Below are 17,296 nucleotides of genomic sequence, written 5' to 3' on the forward strand. Positions count from 1 at the left end.
ATTTAATGTTTGCTGATAAACTTCATCCATTTTTGGATCGCTATAATGAAATTTCTACGCTTCTTAGCGATCCAAATATAGCAAACGATATCGAAAAGATGACAAAGCTCTCAAAAGAGCAATCATCTATCGAGCCGGTTGCGTCTGCTGCAACAAAATATCTACAAATTTTAAATGACATTGATGAGAATAAAGATTTACTAGATGACTCTGAGCTCGGAGAGCTAGCAAAAGAGGAACTTAAAAATTTGGAGATTTCAAGAGAAAAGCTTGAAGAAGAGATTAAAATTTTACTTCTTCCAAAAGATCCAAACGATGATAAAAATATATTTTTAGAAATTCGTGCAGGTACTGGTGGAGATGAGGCCGCGCTATTTGTTGGAGATCTTTTTAATGCTTACATCAGATATGCAGAGCTTCGTGGATATAAATTTGAGATCGTTAGCCAAAGCGAAGGCAATACTGGCGGCTTTAAAGAGATCATTGTGCTTATAAAAGGCAAAGGTGCTTACTCAAGACTAAAATTTGAAGGCGGCACGCATAGGGTTCAGCGTGTGCCAGAGACTGAGAGTCAGGGTAGGGTGCATACTTCAGCTGTGACTGTGGCTATTATGCCAGAGGTTGAAGATAGCGAGATTGAGATCAATCCAAATGATATAAGGGTTGATGTGATGAGAAGCTCAGGCCATGGCGGTCAGTCAGTAAATACAACCGATAGTGCCGTTAGGATCACACATATACCAACAGGCCTTGTTGTCACAAACCAAGATGGCAAGAGTCAGCACAAAAATAAAGAAGCTGCGATGAAGGTGCTAAAGGCTAGACTTTATGAGCTTCAAGAGCAAGAGAGACTTGCAAAAGAGACTAGTGAGCGAAAGAGCCAAGTTGGTACCGGAGATCGTTCTGGCAGGATAAGGACATACAACTATCCGCAAAACCGCATAAGTGATCACCGTATAAATTTAACACTTTACCGCCTTGATGCGATTATGGCTGCGGGATTATTTGATGAGATCATTGAGCCACTTATTACGCATTATCAAGCAGAAGCTATGCTAGAAGCTGGCATTTAAACTTTCAAATTTTTACTTCAAATTTTATAATTTATTTCTTTACCTAAAAATATTGCTTTAGCTTAAAATACTTTTAAATTTACCAATCTTTAAAGTCAAATTTACAAGAATTTTACAAAAATAGATATTTAGAAGTAGTAGTTAGTAATATTTTTTCTCGTTTTTTTTAAAATAATATAAATTAAATTTTTAGATTTTATTTCTCAAATAGCGATTTCTAGGGCATTTAAAAGTGTAAAATTTTTATTTTTGATATTATAATTTTGTATAAATAGTTTTTAAGTTTTGCTTAATAATTCTACCTTACAATTTCACCATAATTTAATTCAAAACAAGGAGACAAAATGTCAATAAGTACAAGAAATCAACTAAATGTTGAGATCACAGAAGTAAGAACAGGTGCGGTAAATTCGCTAATAGCTGGCAAACTAGCAGGTGGCGAAGTGCTAAAAGCAACTATTACAGTTGATAGCGAGAAAGCTCTTGATCTAAAAGTTGGTAAAAAAGCTATATTTTTATTCAAAGCTTCAAGCGTTATCGTTTCAAAAGACGATAGCATCAAACTAAGTGCCACAAACCAAATAAAAGGTACTGTAAGCGAGATAAAAGATGGAGCTGTAAATGCAGAGGTGATTATCGATGCAAATAGTAGCAAAATTTCAGCTATCATCACAAAAGAGTCTGTTGGTAACCTGGCTTTAAAAGTAGGCGATGATGTAACTGCAATCATTAAAGCAACTCAAATTATAGTCGGTGTTAAATAATTTACGGAGCAATTTTGCTCCGTTCTCCTAACTAAATTCTATTCTTAAGCTAAGATCTAAAATACTATAAAATTTATCAACGAAATTATAAATTTAAATAAGTCGTAGTGAATATTTTTTAGAAAATTTATAGCTAAAATTTATATTATTTTTTACTTTTATAGCCTATCCGCCATTTTAAGCAGAGCATGGCACGCCAAAGGTTCACCAAACAATAGGCGGCCAAATATCAACACAAAAGCCCAAGTCATAAGCTCTCAAATGGCTATACCTATACCAAATCTATATGTAGCTGGCAAGATCACTGGTGGCGTTTGCAGAGCTAGTCGTCTAGGGTCAGTCGTGATAACTGACCGCTTGACATTTGGCATGATCACTGCTAAGACTATGGGCTAAAAAGATGTTGTAAGCGTTTGCTTGCCACTATAAATTTTTAAATCTATAAACCCCATTTTTCACTCGCTCGAAAATTTTCTTCTCTTCAAGCAACTTAAAGGTATTTATTACGGTTGGTTTGCTCACATCTAGCTTTTCACAAATTTCTGAAATTTTTACTACAATAAAGCCATTTTCATCACAGCTTTTAACTAGCAAATTTATAATTTCTACCTTTTTCTCGCCAATGATTGCCTTGTAAATTTCTTCATTCATGCTAGCTCCAAATTTTATATCCTATCGCTGCGCACCAAAGCGTGCCACATAAAAAATTTGCGATCATCACAGCTGCACTTCCTGCATCTTTTGCCGTCTTTGCTAGGGCGTGATAGTCTGGGCTTGCAAGATCAGTTACTCGCTCTAGGCCTGAGTTTAGGCACTCGCAAACTAGCACAAATGCCATGCTAAAAATCAAAAATAGATTAAAAACAAGGTCAAAATTCCAAAAAAATAGCGATAGTGCTGCTAATAAAAATATGCAAATTTCTATTCGAAAGCTCTTTTAATTTTTAAAAATTTCAGCCAAACCCTCTCTTGCATAGCCAAAATTTTTAAAAAATTTATACTCTGGCTGGTTTCTCATAATTTTCCTTTTTGTGATTTTTGGCATAATTATAATTAAAAAAAGGATGAAATTTGAAACTTATTAGCTGGAATGTAAATGGCCTTAGAGCACTTGTAACAAAAGATGGTTTCGCGTGGCTTACTGAGCAAAAGCCTGATTTCTTAGCGCTTCAAGAGATTAAAGTCAAAGAAAGTGATGTGCCAAAAGAAATTTATAATCTTGGCTTTAAAGATATAAGTGTAAACTCGGGTGAGAGGGCCGGATACTCTGGTGTGATGAGCCTAGCAAATTTTGACATTTCTACGCAAAAGGCAGCCTTCTTTGATGACACGGAGGGGCGTGTTTTGGAACATAGATTTGGCGATATTGTACTTTTTAATATCTATTTTCCAAACGGCCAAAAGGATGACGAGCGACTAGCCTATAAAATGGACTTTTACGAGAAATTTATAGCTTACTGCAAAGAGCTTGCAAAAAACGGCAAAGAGGTGATATTTTGTGGTGATGTAAATACCGCTCACCGTGAAATCGACCTTAAAAATCCAAAGGCAAATGCCAAAACTTCTGGCTTTTTACCTATCGAGCGAGCATGGATCGATGAGGTGCTAAAAAGTGGCTTTATAGATACTTTTAGAGCTATAAATGGCGACGTAGCGGACGCTTACTCGTGGTGGAGCTACCGCTTTAATGCAAGGGCTAAAAATGTCGGCTGGAGAATTGATTATTTCTTTATTTCACAAGGATTAAAAGATAGGCTAAAAGACGCATTTATCTTGCCAGAGATCACAGGTAGTGATCACTGCCCAGTTGGGATAGATATAGAAATTTAGTCGCTATTCCATTCTGCGAGGCTTGCCCAGTAAGAAACCTTGTGCGTAAGGTATTCCAAAATTTTTGATTTGGTTTAAAATTTCTTCTGAACTTGCAAACTCGGCTACTATTTTGTAGCCTTGTTTTTTTGCAAAGCTTACGATGGTTTCTACTAGAACTCTAGCATTTTCGTCAAATGGAAGCTTTTTGATTATCGAGCCATCTATCTTTATGGTGTCTATATCAAGCTCCAAAATTCGGTAATAGTTTGAGTATCCTGAGCCAAAGTCATCAATCGAAATTTTACATCCATAGCCTTTGACGCGTTTTATGAAAGAATTTACCGCAACATAGTCGCTAAGCTCTTCGCTCTCTAGCATTTCAAAGCAAATTTTATTAGGATCTTTGCACTCGTTTAACTTGCTCTCTATAAGCTCTCTCATGCTAGCATCAGCGATATCGGTAATTGATAAATTTATCGAGAACATATAATCTGGATATCTTTTGGCTAGATCAAACGCAAGACTTATCACCTTTTTGGTTATTTGCGGATATAGTTGCGTTTTCATGGCAATATCTAAAAATTCGCCCGGATAGTGTATCTTGCCATTTTGATCGATTATACGAACCAAAACTTCATAATATTTTGCTTCGGTTTCATTTTCTTCTAAGTTAAAGATGCCTTGTGCTTCTACTATGACTCTATCGTTTTCTAACGCATCTTCGATTAGCTGAACTGCCAGCTGGTTTTTGTGATATTTCATCTCGATAGCGTCATTTTCTAGATAGTAGTAAATATTGCTACCATTTTCTATTGCGAGCTGATTTGCAAGGACTGATTGCATTAGGCGGTTAGTTTGTGGGGTATCATTTGGCAATGAAACACCAAATACTATCTTTATGCCTGGTAAATTTTCAAATTTTTCATCAATAGCGACATTTATTCTATTTGAGCCAAAATATTCTCTTATATATTCAATATCTCTTACGATATTATCGCCTTCATACCATATATAAAATGCGTCATCTTGAAATCTAAATAGCTTTGCTTTTATCTCAGAAGTATCTATACAAAGCTTTAGTGTATCAGCTACTGCTTTTAGCATTGCATCGATAATCTTAGTTTGATAAAAGAATCTTAAAATTTTAAAATTTTTAATGCTTAAGCAAATGAGCACTCCATCTTTTTGCGCGTCTAAAATTTCAGTTAAAGCAAAGTAGTTACCAAAGCCTGTTAGCTTATCGATTGAAGATTGAATTTTTATTTGTTCATTTTTTTGAGTTAGCTCGTTTAGTATCAGTGTTTCTTTAGTCCTATCAAGCTTTACAGCTATGTAGCCCTCAAATTTATTTTTAAAGAAAAATGGTGAAAATTTTACCTTTTCATATAAAAAATCACCGCTTTTTGTTCTACTTATAAGCTCATCGCTCTCCCAAGGTAGAGATTTTTGCACAGCCTCTTTTATGGACTCATAAAAGCTTTGTGGATGCATATATGATTTTAGTATTCTAGGATTTTTACCGATTACATCCTTTAGTTTGTAGCCAGTTTTTTCTTCAAAGGTTTTATTTACATATGAAATTCTATTGTCTTTGTCGCAATAGACAATAGAGCTATGATCGTTTTCAATTGTAGAACTTAGGAGTTTTATCTGTCTTAAGCGTCCTGAGGCTATTTTAATTTGAAAGAGGCCAAATGTACAAAATATTATAAATGTAAGTAAGCAGATTGTCTGAGCCATTTTTGTGTTATCCACCGCATCAGAGTGAAATTCTAGGATTTTGTTTCTAAAATTTTCTATTAGATTATCAAGATGTAGCTCTTTTGCACTATTTGAGATTGTATGTAAAGTTTTTGTAGCTTGAGTCACATAAAGTATCTTGTCTAATACGCTTTGAGCTTTTTGGTTATCTTTATACTCGTTTTTATATATTTTTATTTGCTTTGAAATTTCATCTATTACTTCAGGACTAAGCATCAAAGCACCTTTTATCGCATAAAATATAGGCTTAAGCTTATTTGGAAGTGCGAGATTTTGTATCTCATATTGACTTATTTGGATATAAGAATCTATAGATGAGTTTACATAAGCTGATCTTTGTAAAAAAAATACTTTTTTACTAAATGTATCTTTTATGTTTTGTAGATCTTTTGTTATTTCATTTTGATGAAACAACATCATCTTATCACTAAGCATTGAAAGGTTGCTCAAATTTGTATCAAAAGAATTTATGTCAGCATTGAGTTTGTCGTAGTTTGAGATATCATAAATATTATTTAAAGAAAAAGTTATCTCATTGTCTATAAATTTTAGATTTAAAATCCCGTCATCAAATTTATGAGCCGTATCAATGGCTATATTTGCTTTATATATAAAAAATGAGCTAATAAAAAATATAGCCGCTAAAAGACTAAGTATGGTTTTTGTTCGTTTAGTACTCATTTAATATCCTAGGCTTTTTACCATTTAGTGTCAAAAAAAATGAGTATAAAGCATCAATTTCATCTTTGCTAAGCTCATATCCTAGCTGGTAGTTACCAATAAAGCTTATAGCCTCTTTTAGATCATTTATCTCTCCATGGGATAAATATGGGGCAGTTTTTGTAACATTTCTTAGTGATGGCACTCTTCTTAATCTTTTGTTTGTATCTAAGGCAGAAATTCTTTCTCGGCCAATATCTTGTGTCAAATTTCCTCCCAAATTTCTACCATTGTGACAAGCGGCACAGCCTATATTATTAAATATCTCAAATCCTTTCTTTGCACTATCATCTATGGCATTGCTATCACCTGATATAAAACGATCAAATGGCGAATCAACACTCAAGACAGCCTTTTCAAACTCAGCTATTGCATCTGCAATATTATCAAAATTAATGCCGTCATTATAAATTTTTTTAAATAAAATTTTGTACTCAGAGATATTATTTACAGAATCCACTATCTTGTCGTTATCTGAGTTTAGTTCTATTCTAGAGGTTATGGACTCTTTTACTTGATCTTTTAAATTGCTAATCTTTGCATCGCTATAAAATAGATAGTTTGCTGCAGCATTTAATATGGTTGGAGGATTTAAAGTGCCTTTTTCCATGCTATCTTGGTTGCTTCCGCTTAAATTCCAGTACAAGTTGTGACAAGTTTGGCAAGAGTAGTTTTCATTTGGGCTTAGTCTTTTGTCAAAAAAGAGTTTTTTGCCAAGCAGAGCCTTTTCTTCATTATATTTTACTACCGTGAGAGGTTTGTAGGATTCATATTTGCAAAATGAAATCGTGATGATAAATAGACAAAGTATAACGCCCTTCATAACGCCCCTAATTTTTAATTTTCTTTTTTATATCGGCAAATTTTTAATTTTTTATATAGTAAATTATTTTATTGTTTTTTTGAAATTTATGATACAATTCGCTCGATTTAGAAAATATTTATATTTCAGGGAGGAGAAGTCATGAAAAAAGGCTTTACGATGATTGAGTTGATCTTCGTGATCGTTATATTGGGTATATTAGCTGCGGTTGCTATACCAAAATTAGCTGCAACAAGGGATGATGCAGAGATATCAAAAACTGCTTCAAACATACAAACACTTATTTCGGACTTGGGTTCTTACTATACTTCACAAGGCGAATTTGCTTCTGGTTCAGATGCTGTTAAGAAGATGTCAAATGTTAAAAATCCAGTAAATGCAAAAAATGATAAGTGCCTAGAAGTAGGTACAGGAAACAATACTAATGGTGAGATAGGAATAACTATAAAAACAGATGGTCTTTGCGAGCAAGTTTGGAAATTACCTGGCTTAGCAGACGTTAAAGCTCTAATCGAAAGTAGCGATAATAAGACAGCTAATACGCTTAAATTTGGTGGCATGGGCATAAAATATAAATAAAATTTTAGCAAGGTATTTTCCTTGCTTTTTATGATTTTTGTATTACTAAATTTTTAATATAACAAAGATTGATATAAATACAAATTTTCTTTTACATAAATAATACACATAAGATTAAAAGCTTTCTAAGAGTTAATACATCACCAAAAGATATCAATCCTAACTTATTACTCATGGGTAATGGCCTTTTATTAAATTTAATTGATTTTATCCTTTACAAATTTTAAAGATAAAAAACGTAAAATCAAGCCATGGATTTACTAAAAGACCCGTTAAATAAGCTCATCATTTCGTTTTCGCTTCCAGCTGGCACCGCAATGATGTTTAATACTCTTTATAATGTTACCGGCACATTTTTTGCAGCAAAAATTTCTACCCTTGCCGTAGCTGGTATGGCTATGAGCTTTTTGCTTTATCTAAGTATTGTAGGCATTGGGCTTGGTTTTGGCTCAGCACTAACTGCGCTAATAGGCAATAGTCTTGGAGCAGGAAAAGTAAAAATGGCTAAATTTTATGCAGCAAATGGAATTATCTTTGTGCTAGTATTTGCTATTTTTATGGGGTTTTGTGGCTATTTTTTAGCACCAAATTTACTCACTTTTTTAGGAGCTGATCATCACTATTTAAAAGAGGCACTTGATTACGCGGGTGTTATCTTTCTTGCTGCACCATTTTTCTTGATTATCAAATCTCTAAACGGAGTGCTTGTAGCGCTTGGAGATACAAAAAGTTACCGCGATTGGCTATTTTATGGCCTTTTTATCAATGCATTTTTTTGCTATTTTTTTGCATTCATTTTGGATCTTGGTGTAAAAGGACTTGCTCTAGCAACAGCTAGTGTTCAGCTTTTGGGCATGATCTATCTTTTTGTAAAAGTTAAAAAAGCTAAGATGATCGAGCCAAGAAATTTAAGCTATTTTGTGCCAAATTTTAGCATTTGGACAAAGATTACAAAGCAAGCTCTACCAGCTTGCTTAAACTATCTATCGATGTCACTTGGCTCACTTGTACTTTTAAAATTTATAAGCTACTATGGTGTAAATGCCGTAGCGGGGTACGGTATAGCTTTAAGGATAGAGCAAATTTTGGTATTGCCGACCATTGGTATGGCCGCAGCAGTTTTAAGTATCGTTTCAAGAAACTATGGCGCTAAAAATTTTAAAAGAGCTAAGCAATGCTATAAAATTTCGCTTCTTTTTTTGCTTATCTATTGTGCATTCGCTTGCGTTTTTATTAGATTTTTTGGTGAAGATATGATAAGAATTTTTGATGATACGCCGGCAGTTTTGGAGATAGCAGGGCTTTATCTTGGTATAAATTCTCTTGCTTACGTAGCTTATGGCACGATAAATGTCTCAGGCAGCACTCTTCAGGCCGTAAAACGCCCAGTGGCCATCTTTTTGCTAAATGGATTTAGGCAATTTGTGCTTCAAGGATCACTTTTTTACGTGGTAGTCTTCTATTTTGGTCTTGAGATAAAATTTATATGGCTGGCTCTATTTTTTAGTGTCTATCTCACAGCCATTTGTTTCGTCTTTTGGACGCTTTATCAGTTAAGAATGGCTACTGACGTAAGCTTTTAAATTTAAAACAAAAAGCAAAAAAGCAAAGTGAAGCAACTAAGATTATGCTAGCTCCGCCTGTTAGGTTAAAATAGAAGCTAATAAATAGACCACTAAAGCAAAAAATGACTGAAAAGATAGTAGAGATTAGCATCATTAGTCCCAGTCTTTTGGCAAAAATTTGTGCTAAATATGGCGGTATAGTAAGAAGAGCGATGACTAAAATCAGCCCCACAACACGGATCGTAGCCACCACACAAAGTGCCATCATACACACTAATAAATAGTGAAAAAATGTTGTATTTACGCCGCGCAGCTTTGCAAATTCTGCATCAAAACTAATAGCTACAAATTGACGATAAAAAAGGGCAATGAGCGCCAAAAATAAGATATCTAAAATACTCATAAATGTTATATCTTGCCCACTCACTGCTAAGATGGAGCCAAAGAGATAGCTCATAAGATCGGCATTGTATCCTGGAGTTAGGTCTATAAAGATGATACCAATAGCCATGCCAAATGCCCAAATAGCACCGATAACTGAGTCGATGTTGGTTTTATCTTTTAACGTGATAGTGGCGATTATAAGGGCTAAAAAGAGTGAGAATATGCTAGCTCCAAGAAGTGGTTCAAGCGAGAAGAAAAAGGCAAGTCCTATGCCGCCATATGCTCCGTGTGCGATACCGCCAGCGATAAAAGTCATTTTATTTATAACAACGAGTGAGCCTATGAGCCCACAAATGATACTAACTAAAATGCCAGCAATAAAGGCATTTTGCATAAAATTTAACTCTAAAATTTCACTCATTTTATCTCTTTAGCTTAAAAACATTACTTTTGATTTTGCACTCACATTCACCAAGTGCGATCTCAACGTCACAAAAATGGCTATGAGATTTTGCTAAATGCTCTATAAATTCTCTTTTTGCAGTATCTTCATGAGTTTTATGAATATGCAAATTTTTACTCACATAGGCGATTTTTGTAGCATAATTTAGCACGATATTTAGATCATGACTTACTAAAACTACGCCAACACCGCTTGCATTTATATTTTTTAAAATTTCATAAATTTCAGCCTGGCCCTTTGTGTCGATACTAGCTGTTGGCTCGTCTAAAATGAGAACCTTTGCATTTGCACAAAGTGCTCTTGCGATATATACACGCTGTCTTTGGCCACCGCTTAGCTCACCAATTCTAGCGCTTGCAAATTCTTTCATGCCAACTTTCTCAAGGGCAGCAAGAGCCATTTGTTTCTCATTTTGTGAGTAAAAACCAAAAATTTTTTTATCGATTAGCCCCATTAAAACTACTTCTAAAACCATCATTGGAAAGCTTTGATTTGAGAGAAAATTTTGAGGCACATAGCCTATAAATTTACTGACTTCGCTTGGCTCTTTTCCAAAGAGTTTTATCTCACCGCTTTGAGGCTTAAGCAGCCCTAAGATAAGCTTTAAAAGTGTGCTTTTGCCACCACCATTTGGACCGATGATAGCTAAAAACTCATCGCTACTATAATCTAAATTGATACCTTCTAAAACCACTTGCTTATCGTAGCTAAAGTTTAAATTTCTAATTTTTATAATTTCTTTCAAAATAGACTCTTTTGCGTAAATGTAGTAGTAAAAATAAAAAGTCCAAGCCAAAGCATAACGCTAAGAGCCATAAATTCGGCATAGATTTTAAACTTTTTTAACTTAATGTTTGTGCTCTCATTTATCTTGGCTCCAAAAACAGCCGCTAAAAATATCACTGTGCTCATGCCAAGCGCCATAAATAGGCCGCTTACAACGCCTGCAAAGTAGCTGCCTAGCTCATTTGCTAGCACAAAGACAAGTATCGTGCCAGGACAAGGAATAAGTGCCGCAGCAGCTGCAACCAGCCATTCTTCTTTGTTTTTTGGTTTTTTTGTAGTACAGATATTACAGCCACAGTCGCTAGTAAATTTTGTATTTTTACTCAAATTTTGGCTTAAACTTGAGCTAAAAATATAAAATTTACTTAACTCTTTTTTGCTTGAAAGATAAATTTTGACCTTTTTATAAAGCATAAAAATCGCTACAAAAAAGATAATAACGCCAGAAAATGCTGTCGTAACACTTGCTGTATCTTTTGTCAGATCACTACTGATCTCACGTAATATCATAAAACTAGCAAGCACAAAAATAAACGCACCCACAACATGTAAAAATCCGATCTTTAAAGAGAAGAAAAAGGCTTTGGCGTAGCTTCCACCAGTTGCGGCAAAATAGGAGCTTGTAAGCACCTTACCATGTCCCGCAGATGCAGCATGCAAAAAGCCATAACCAAATGATATGAGCGCTAAAAATAGCAGAGTCAGCGGACTTTTTTGATCAAAATTTCTTAGGATTTGCTTTAATCTATCAAGCATATTTAGACTTGTTTTTGAAACAAGATCAAACTTAGCCTCATCGATTTTATCGATCTGGCTTAAATTTTCATCTTCAAAATTTACTGAGTTTGGCTCTTTTAGAAGCTCTTTTAATGCAGGTTTTTCGTTATGAGCTTTGGCTGCAGCCTTACTTGAAAATGTAAAAAATATTAAATTTACATTTGGATTTGGTATCGTCCAAAACTGATCTGATACCAAAAATGCGTTGTTTTGCGTAAATTTAAAATTAAAATATCCCTCTTTATCGTCCATTTCGACAGACACCACAAAGCCATCTTTGATAAGCAAATTTGTCTTAAAACTAACATCAAATTTTAATCTACCCTCATCAAAATAGAGTTTATACTTTTTTAAATTTAACTCAAGCTTCGTAGCATTTTCATCTTTGTAAAAGTACTCAATATTCGTTAAATAGTGCCTTGGCACAAGATAATCAAGTAAATTTAAGCGGATCTTTTTGATCTCGCTTTCATCTATCTTTTCATCCTGATTTAGGTCAAAATTTTGCCTCATAAGCTCTGAGAAATTTTGTGAAAATGTCCATGAAAAAGCAATTGTAGTGATATTGTTTTCGTTTGAGTCAAATTTTACGCTCACGTGAGCGGTCGGGCTATAAAGCGAGCAAAGAGCACACCCGAAGGCATTTATAGCAAAGAAGCAAATGACAATCAGGCGTGCTAACATCTTTTATAGACTCTTAGCAAAAATTTCTGCTGTTTTTTTCATCTCATCTAGCCAATTTTCCGGTAGCTGATCAATGCTTATAACCTTTGAGCCAGTCTCTTTTGCCACTAAATTCGCAGCCTTTGTTGGAAACTGTGGAGCTACAAAAATGACCTTTACGCCGTGCTCTTTAGCCTCTTCGATGAGCTCTTTTAGCTCAGCTGGCTTTGGCTCTTTGCCCTCTATCTCGATGGCAATTTGCTCTAAGTTATAGCGTTTTGCAAAATATCCCCAAGATGGGTGATATACGATAAATTCGCGAGTTTTAACATCTTTTAGAGTATTTTTGATAAAGCTATCAAGCTCGTCAAGGCTAGCTTTAAATTTAGCCAAATTCTCCTCATAAAGCTTTGCATTTTGCGGGAATTTCTCTATTAGCGCCTTTGCTATGTTATCAGCTTGTGTTTTTACTAGGATAGGGTCAAGCCAGATGTGTGGGTCAAGGCCATCATGATGATGGTGATGATGCTCGCCAGCTTCGTGGTCATGGTCATTGTGCTCGTGATGCTCATGTTTATGCTCACCCTCATGCTTGTGCTCATGATGTTCATGGTGTTCATGATGCTCATGTTCATCGTTCATAGCTATCTTTTCGATACCTTCTTGTGTTTTTACAATGTGTAAATTTTTAAAAGATTTTGAAAAACGCTCTAGCCAAGTATCTTCAAACTCAATGCCAATAGCAAAGTAAAGCTCGCTCTTTTCAAGCTCCTTCATCTGTTTTGGCTTTGGCTCATAAGTGTGCGGATCAGCACCTTTGCCAACCATTGTATTTACACTTAGTGTATCACCAGCGATTTGCTCAACAAAAAATTTTGTAGGCAATATACTAGTCGTAACAACTGGCTTTGCAAAAAGTGACAAAGCGCAAACTGCTAAAAAAACAAAAATCTTTCTCACCATCTCTCCTTTATTTGAAAAAATATTGCGGAAGTTTAGCAAATTGCAACTTGGTTGCAACTTAAAGAACGAAAGCCTAAATATAGTGCTTTTTAAATGAAATTTAAAACTTTTAGCGTTAATATACAAAAAATAAAAAGGGCAAGGATGAATGCAAGAAATTTCTTAGAAGAGCATAGTATCAAAGCAACTACTTTTCGCATAAAGCTCGTTGAAATTTTGCAAAATGCCAAAACTCCATTAAGCTATGATGAAATTTTAGAAAGCCTTAATGCAAATAAAACCACTTTTTATAGAAGCATAGAAATTTTTGAAAAAAAGGGCCTTGTCATAAAAACCGAAAATAATCATAAAAGCTACTACGAACTAGCAAATGAGGCAAAAGCGTACTTTATCTGCGATGTTTGTCATAAAGTCACAAACATCGATATGCCACATCTAAACGTCGCTAAAAATATAAAAAGTGCCGTGATAAAAGGCGTTTGTGATGAGTGTGATCACGAGTAAAGAGCGATTATCTCAGCCGGAATGGCTTTTGGACGATTTGTTTTTAGATCAACATAAACAAACTCGGTCTTGCCAGTTGCTATTAACTCGTCATCTTTTTTAAACTCAAAATATCTACACGAAGTCGCCTTGCCTTCAGCTTGTGTGTAAGTATGAATTTCTATCTCGTCCATCAATTTTACGCTTTTTATATATTTGGCTTCATTTTTTCTAATGAGCCAGATCTCGCCTCTTTTATACTGCGCCTCGACCGTGTCGCCAACCGCTGCAGAGTGCGCAAATGCAGCCTCTTGCATAAGCGTGAAATAATAGACATTGTTCATATGTCCGTGCATATCTATGGCTTGTGGTGGGATTATTACTTTGTAAATAAAATCTTTCATTTCTGGCCTTTTTTGCTAGAATTATAACCAAAAATAAGGAGCTAAAATGCAAAATTTATGGGATAAAAAGGCGTCAAATTATCAAAGGTTTGATGGCAAAGTAAGTGCTATTCAGCAACAAATTTTTGCTAAAGCTTTGTGTTGGGGGGTTGATTTTAGCGGTAAAGAAATTCTTGATATAGGCTGTGGTACCGGTGTTTGGACGATATTTTTGTCAAAAACTGCAAAAAATATAACTGGCATTGATAGCTCAAAAAATATGATAGAAATTTTAAATGAAGATGCTAAAAGATTTGGGGTGACAAATTTAACTAGCGAGGTTTGCTCGTGGAGAGAATTTAAGCCCGCAAAGCGCTTTGATATCGCCATTTGCACGATGAGTCCAGCGATTACTAGCGATGAAGATTTTGCTAAATTTCATAATATCGCAAAGCAAAAACTCTATCTTGGCTGGGATAAGCCTAGAAGCTCTGATTTGATTGAGCCATTTTTTAAAAAATTTGGACGCACTCTCTCACAGAAAAATGTTGTAAATAGGCTTGAAGCGTGGCTAAATGAGCAAGGAATCGCTTATAAGAGTGAAATTTTAAACGAAACAAGGATCGCTAGACGAAGCGTGAAGGAAGCTGCTGAGAACATTTGCTGGCACCTTGAGATAAATGGAGCTAAAAACTACGATGAAAAAGTGGTTTTAGCGATGTTAAAAGAGAAATTTGACGGCGAGTTTATAGATGAAAAGATAGAGTCGCAGATGAAGCTTTTTGTCTTTTAAACTAGTTTTGACCTAGAGAAAAATTTTTTACCAAATTCGCTAAAAATAACTCCAAAGATTATTAAGATTGCACCAAAAATTTGTATGAGTGTTAGCATTTCGTCAGCAAAAAAATAGCCGATAAAGCCAGCAGAGACTGGCTCAAGACAGAAAAATAAAGCTGCTTTGCTGGCTGTTGTATATCTTTGAGCGATGGTTTGTACAAAGTAGCAAAAAATGGTGCCAATAAATGCAGTGATGAAAATTGCTATAAAAAATTCCCTATCGTAATTTGGCACCACACTACCTTCAATAAATGCAAAGACAAATGAGAGTAAAAAGACGGTGAGAAATACCACAAATACAAGCAAATAAAGCTCGCACTTTCTTACAAAGTGGCCATTTAAGCTCGTGTAAAGTGCGTAAAATATGGCACAAAGTAGGGCAAGTGCCTCGCCGCTCCCAAGTGCTAGCGTGGCGCCACTTAAGAGCCAAAGCCCAAAAATGGCAACAAGCGCCCCCAAAATAGCAAAAATGGTTATTTTATTTTTAAAAATGAGTGCTGTCATAAAAGGCACGATAACACACTCAAGCCCTGTAATAAAGGCAACACTTGAGCTAAAAGTAAGCTTTAGAGCGTAAGTTTGAGCAACAAACGAGCCAAAGAGAACTACGCCAAGAATAGTGCCATAAATCACACTTTTTTTATCAAAAATTTTAGAAAATTTAAATGCTATAAGCCCCATAAAGATAGCGGAAATAAAAAATCTACAAAAGAGCATGACAAAGACACTATTTGTTTTTAGTGCATTTGCCATAGGTAAAAACGTAGCGCCCCAAACGATGGCAACTACGATGAGTGCGATGTCGGCTCTGTTTTGTGCGCTTAAATTTTTCATTTAAAGATCGAGTCTAGCACCTTTTTGCCGCTATCTAGGCCAAACACTTCTTAGCCCTTTTTCCTTCTCGCTCATTACGTTAAATAGCCCATCTAGCGTCTTTCTTGTGATATATGTGTTTAGATCCTCGCCGTCATCTGGCACATATTCGCTTGCGCCTAAATTTTTAGCTAGGTTTTTTACTGATTTTATCGTTTCGTTGTTTTTTACTGAGTTGCCGATGAAAGAATTTAGCCCATTATAGGCAGTCGCAAAGCTATTATCGCTCATCATTTTCTCAATTATCGGCGTAAATGCCGCCTTTAGCTTTTGGCTGGAGCTTTCCTGCAGATACTTCGTAACGCTGTCACTGCCGCCCTTAAAGAGCTTTTTGACATCTGCTTCGCTCATATTTTTTATGCTTTCGCTAAAAATTTCAGCAGCCTTTGGCACGGCCGTAGTTGCGGCGTTATTTATCGACTTGCTAAGGTCTTGCGCCCACTTCTCGCCGCCCACTTTTTTGGCTAAATTCGACGCCATCTCAAGACTTTTTGGAAGTGGAATTTTGGCCGTAGCATTGTTTATAAAGCCATCTTTTGAAAGCTCGCTAACAGCGGCATTTAGCGCCTCGCCAACTAGGCTTTTATAGTCGCCACTTGATGCGTGAGTGGCGATTTTGACGCCTTTATTTATCATATCGTCCATGCTTGCGGCTTGTAAATTTAAAGCAAGTGCTCCACAAAGAATAACAAGAGATCTTTTCATCTTCTCTCCTTTTTAAAATTTAAAGCAAAATCATACAAAAAATATCTAAACACTTAAAATAAATTTAATCTTTTTGCACTAGAATTCACCCTTTTTTTAAAGGGAGATTATGCAACTTTTACTTCTTAGCTTCGCTCTTAGTATGGATAGTGCAGCACTAAATATGGCAAATGGTGCAAGATATAAAAATTTAGCTCTTAATAAAATTTTATTTATTGCTTTTATGCTTGGCTTTTTTCAGTTTCTTATGCCACTTTTTGGTTATCTTTTAGGTGTTAGTTTTGCAAAATTTATAAGCTCGGTTGATCATTTTATTGCATTTTTTATACTCTGTTTTCTTGGTTTTAGAATGTTTAAAGAGGCCTGTAGTAAAGAGGAGTGTGAGTATCTTAAGATAGGATTTAAGACCATTTTGTATGGGGCATTTGCTACTAGTGTGGATGCTCTTGCCGTTGGTGTCACACTTAGCTTTGAAGAGATAAATATCTTTCAAAGCTCGCTCATCATCGGTGTAGTCTGCTTTGCATTAAGTTTGATTGCTTTTTATATAGGTAAATTTATGGGTGAAATTTTAGAGAAAAAGGCGCTATTTTTAGGCGGAGCAATATTAATTTTTCTAGGTTTTAAAATTTTAATAACGCATTTAATTGAAAGCGGCACAGTTCAATAAAAATTTAAAATAGCAATTAAAAATAATATTTAAGATTAACTATATTTTAAAGCTTATATGGATAAGATTTTGATTTTTAGAAGTGGTGACCCATACGAGACTCGAACTCGTGTTACCGCCGTGAAAGGGCGATGTCCTAACCGCTAGACGAATGGGCCACATGTCGGTTATGAAGTTGGGATTATATTTCTTTTATACTTAATTTTAGATTA

General features: G+C 35.2%; 18 protein-coding genes, 1 tRNA gene and 2 pseudogenes. 9 read left to right on the forward strand and 12 right to left on the reverse strand.

Translation table 11 applies throughout. From position 1 onward, the window contains the following. Positions 1-5 precede the first annotated feature (5 nt). The 3 genes and pseudogenes from prfA to B9N66_RS00315 form a co-directional block, all read left to right on the forward strand. Entirely contained in the window at positions 6-1,073 is a 1,068-nt protein-coding gene (prfA, locus tag B9N66_RS00305; RefSeq protein WP_087579416.1) for a peptide chain release factor 1, read from the forward strand. A 344-nt stretch (positions 1,074-1,417) separates the two neighbouring features. Continuing rightward, positions 1,418-1,837 (forward strand): TOBE domain-containing protein, encoded by a 420-nt coding sequence (locus B9N66_RS00310; protein ID WP_087579417.1) that lies wholly within the window; start codon positions 1,418-1,420, stop codon positions 1,835-1,837. Between the two features lie 160 nt (positions 1,838-1,997). Further along, positions 1,998-2,233 (forward strand): annotated as a pseudogene (locus tag B9N66_RS00315) (FAD-binding protein); the annotation flags it as partial. Positions 2,234-2,260: 27 nt separating this feature from the next. Here the strand turns inward: B9N66_RS00315 and B9N66_RS00320 are convergent. Together B9N66_RS00320 and B9N66_RS00325 are read right to left on the reverse strand one after the other, a co-directional pair. Then, a complete protein-coding gene (locus B9N66_RS00320; RefSeq protein WP_072594035.1) occupies positions 2,261-2,488 on the reverse strand; it encodes a replication/maintenance protein RepL in 228 nt (75 codons plus the stop codon). A gap of 1 nt (position 2,489) precedes the next feature. After that, positions 2,490-2,762: a diacylglycerol kinase gene (locus B9N66_RS00325; protein ID WP_257639733.1), complete on the reverse strand. Its 273-nt coding sequence runs from the start codon at positions 2,760-2,762 to the stop codon at positions 2,490-2,492. A gap of 146 nt (positions 2,763-2,908) precedes the next feature. Here B9N66_RS00325 and B9N66_RS00330 point away from each other — a divergent pair, with 146 nt between their 5' ends. Further along, the gene (locus B9N66_RS00330; RefSeq protein WP_087579418.1) at positions 2,909-3,667 is read left to right on the forward strand and encodes an exodeoxyribonuclease III; all 759 of its coding nucleotides are present in this window, start codon (positions 2,909-2,911) and stop codon (positions 3,665-3,667) included. A gap of 3 nt (positions 3,668-3,670) precedes the next feature. Here B9N66_RS00330 and B9N66_RS00335 read toward each other — a convergent pair whose 3' ends face one another. After that, complete coding sequence (locus tag B9N66_RS00335) at positions 3,671-6,091, reverse strand: bifunctional diguanylate cyclase/phosphodiesterase (protein WP_087579419.1); 2,421 nt, start codon at positions 6,089-6,091, stop codon at positions 3,671-3,673. After that, positions 6,081-6,953 carry a cytochrome-c peroxidase gene (locus B9N66_RS00340; RefSeq protein WP_087579420.1) on the reverse strand — a complete coding sequence of 291 codons (873 nt, stop codon included), beginning with the start codon at positions 6,951-6,953 and terminating at the stop codon, positions 6,081-6,083. The genes B9N66_RS00335 and B9N66_RS00340 overlap by 11 nt, the downstream gene beginning before the upstream one ends. A 141-nt stretch (positions 6,954-7,094) precedes the next feature. Between B9N66_RS00340 and B9N66_RS00345 the strand changes: the two genes are divergently transcribed. Both B9N66_RS00345 and B9N66_RS00350 read left to right on the forward strand, forming a co-directional pair. Next, complete coding sequence (locus B9N66_RS00345) at positions 7,095-7,532, forward strand: type II secretion system protein (RefSeq protein WP_087577232.1); 438 nt, start codon at positions 7,095-7,097, stop codon at positions 7,530-7,532. 251 nt (positions 7,533-7,783) lie between these two features. Continuing rightward, on the forward strand, positions 7,784-9,115 hold the full coding sequence (locus B9N66_RS00350; RefSeq protein ID WP_087579421.1) for an MATE family efflux transporter: 1,332 nt from the start codon (positions 7,784-7,786) through the stop codon (positions 9,113-9,115). Here B9N66_RS00350 and B9N66_RS00355 read toward each other — a convergent pair. From B9N66_RS00355 to B9N66_RS00370, 4 genes are read right to left on the reverse strand one after another with little or no spacing between them, the layout of a single operon-like run. Beyond that, positions 9,096-9,902, reverse strand: coding sequence for a metal ABC transporter permease (locus B9N66_RS00355; protein ID WP_087577230.1), 807 nt, complete (start codon positions 9,900-9,902; stop codon positions 9,096-9,098). The two genes, B9N66_RS00350 and B9N66_RS00355, sit on opposite strands and share 20 nt — an antisense overlap. A 1-nt stretch (position 9,903) precedes the next feature. Next, on the reverse strand, positions 9,904-10,689 hold the full coding sequence (locus tag B9N66_RS00360) for a metal ABC transporter ATP-binding protein (RefSeq protein ID WP_087579422.1): 786 nt from the start codon (positions 10,687-10,689) through the stop codon (positions 9,904-9,906). Continuing rightward, a complete protein-coding gene (locus B9N66_RS00365) occupies positions 10,686-12,191 on the reverse strand; it encodes a nickel/cobalt transporter (RefSeq protein WP_087579423.1) in 1,506 nt (501 codons plus the stop codon). Before B9N66_RS00365 ends, B9N66_RS00360 begins: the two co-directional genes overlap by 4 nt. Before the next feature lie 3 nt (positions 12,192-12,194). Continuing rightward, positions 12,195-13,130 (reverse strand): metal ABC transporter solute-binding protein, Zn/Mn family, encoded by a 936-nt coding sequence (locus B9N66_RS00370; RefSeq protein ID WP_087579424.1) that lies wholly within the window; start codon positions 13,128-13,130, stop codon positions 12,195-12,197. Positions 13,131-13,277: 147 nt separating this feature from the next. Between B9N66_RS00370 and B9N66_RS00375 the strand changes: the two genes are divergently transcribed. Further along, on the forward strand, positions 13,278-13,637 hold the full coding sequence (locus B9N66_RS00375) for a Fur family transcriptional regulator (RefSeq protein ID WP_084109795.1): 360 nt from the start codon (positions 13,278-13,280) through the stop codon (positions 13,635-13,637). Here the strand turns inward: B9N66_RS00375 and B9N66_RS00380 are convergent. Further along, positions 13,628-14,020, reverse strand: a complete 393-nt coding sequence (locus B9N66_RS00380; protein ID WP_021090236.1) for an acyl-CoA thioesterase — start codon at positions 14,018-14,020, stop codon at positions 13,628-13,630. The genes B9N66_RS00375 and B9N66_RS00380 overlap by 10 nt on opposite strands. A gap of 46 nt (positions 14,021-14,066) precedes the next feature. On the opposite strand from B9N66_RS00380, the gene B9N66_RS00385 reads away from it, so the two are divergent. Then, complete coding sequence (locus tag B9N66_RS00385) at positions 14,067-14,792, forward strand: class I SAM-dependent methyltransferase (RefSeq protein WP_087579425.1); 726 nt, start codon at positions 14,067-14,069, stop codon at positions 14,790-14,792. Here the strand turns inward: B9N66_RS00385 and B9N66_RS00390 are convergent. Both B9N66_RS00390 and B9N66_RS00395 read right to left on the reverse strand, forming a co-directional pair. Then, a complete protein-coding gene (locus B9N66_RS00390) occupies positions 14,789-15,670 on the reverse strand; it encodes a DMT family transporter (RefSeq protein WP_087579426.1) in 882 nt (293 codons plus the stop codon). The two genes, B9N66_RS00385 and B9N66_RS00390, sit on opposite strands and share 4 nt — an antisense overlap. Beyond that, a pseudogene (locus tag B9N66_RS00395) lies at positions 15,667-16,414 on the reverse strand (DUF4197 domain-containing protein). The gene B9N66_RS00390 and the pseudogene B9N66_RS00395 overlap by 4 nt, the downstream one beginning before the upstream one ends. A 109-nt stretch (positions 16,415-16,523) precedes the next feature. Between B9N66_RS00395 and B9N66_RS00400 the strand changes: the two are divergent. Then, the gene (locus B9N66_RS00400) at positions 16,524-17,084 is read left to right on the forward strand and encodes a manganese efflux pump MntP (RefSeq protein ID WP_087579428.1); all 561 of its coding nucleotides are present in this window, start codon (positions 16,524-16,526) and stop codon (positions 17,082-17,084) included. Between the two features lie 83 nt (positions 17,085-17,167). On the opposite strand, the gene B9N66_RS00405 is transcribed toward B9N66_RS00400, so the two are convergent. Further along, positions 17,168-17,242 (reverse strand) — tRNA-Glu (locus B9N66_RS00405). Positions 17,243-17,296 lie beyond the last annotated feature (54 nt).

Origin of the sequence: Campylobacter concisus, assembly GCF_002165775.1 — a bacterium.
Lineage (GTDB): Bacteria > Campylobacterota > Campylobacteria > Campylobacterales > Campylobacteraceae > Campylobacter_A > Campylobacter_A concisus_E.

Excerpts from the sequence above, each read along its gene's own strand:
- B9N66_RS00365 (WP_087579423.1), bottom strand. The coding sequence starts at position 12,191 with ATGTTAGCACGCCTGATTGTCATTTGCTTCTTTGCTATAAATGCCTTC.
- B9N66_RS00385 (WP_087579425.1), top strand. The coding sequence starts at position 14,067 with ATGCAAAATTTATGGGATAAAAAGGCGTCAAATTATCAAAGGTTTGAT.
- B9N66_RS00380 (WP_021090236.1), bottom strand. The coding sequence starts at position 14,020 with ATGAAAGATTTTATTTACAAAGTAATAATCCCACCACAAGCCATAGAT.
- B9N66_RS00345 (WP_087577232.1), top strand. The coding sequence starts at position 7,095 with ATGAAAAAAGGCTTTACGATGATTGAGTTGATCTTCGTGATCGTTATA.
- B9N66_RS00400 (WP_087579428.1), top strand. The coding sequence starts at position 16,524 with ATGCAACTTTTACTTCTTAGCTTCGCTCTTAGTATGGATAGTGCAGCA.
- B9N66_RS00310 (WP_087579417.1), top strand. The coding sequence starts at position 1,418 with ATGTCAATAAGTACAAGAAATCAACTAAATGTTGAGATCACAGAAGTA.
- B9N66_RS00355 (WP_087577230.1), bottom strand. The coding sequence starts at position 9,902 with ATGAGTGAAATTTTAGAGTTAAATTTTATGCAAAATGCCTTTATTGCT.
- B9N66_RS00350 (WP_087579421.1), top strand. The coding sequence starts at position 7,784 with ATGGATTTACTAAAAGACCCGTTAAATAAGCTCATCATTTCGTTTTCG.
- B9N66_RS00390 (WP_087579426.1), bottom strand. The coding sequence starts at position 15,670 with ATGAAAAATTTAAGCGCACAAAACAGAGCCGACATCGCACTCATCGTA.
- B9N66_RS00340 (WP_087579420.1), bottom strand. The coding sequence starts at position 6,953 with ATGAAGGGCGTTATACTTTGTCTATTTATCATCACGATTTCATTTTGC.
- B9N66_RS00375 (WP_084109795.1), top strand. The coding sequence starts at position 13,278 with ATGAATGCAAGAAATTTCTTAGAAGAGCATAGTATCAAAGCAACTACT.
- prfA (WP_087579416.1), top strand. The coding sequence starts at position 6 with ATGTTTGCTGATAAACTTCATCCATTTTTGGATCGCTATAATGAAATT.
- B9N66_RS00335 (WP_087579419.1), bottom strand. The coding sequence starts at position 6,091 with ATGAGTACTAAACGAACAAAAACCATACTTAGTCTTTTAGCGGCTATA.
- B9N66_RS00320 (WP_072594035.1), bottom strand. The coding sequence starts at position 2,488 with ATGAATGAAGAAATTTACAAGGCAATCATTGGCGAGAAAAAGGTAGAA.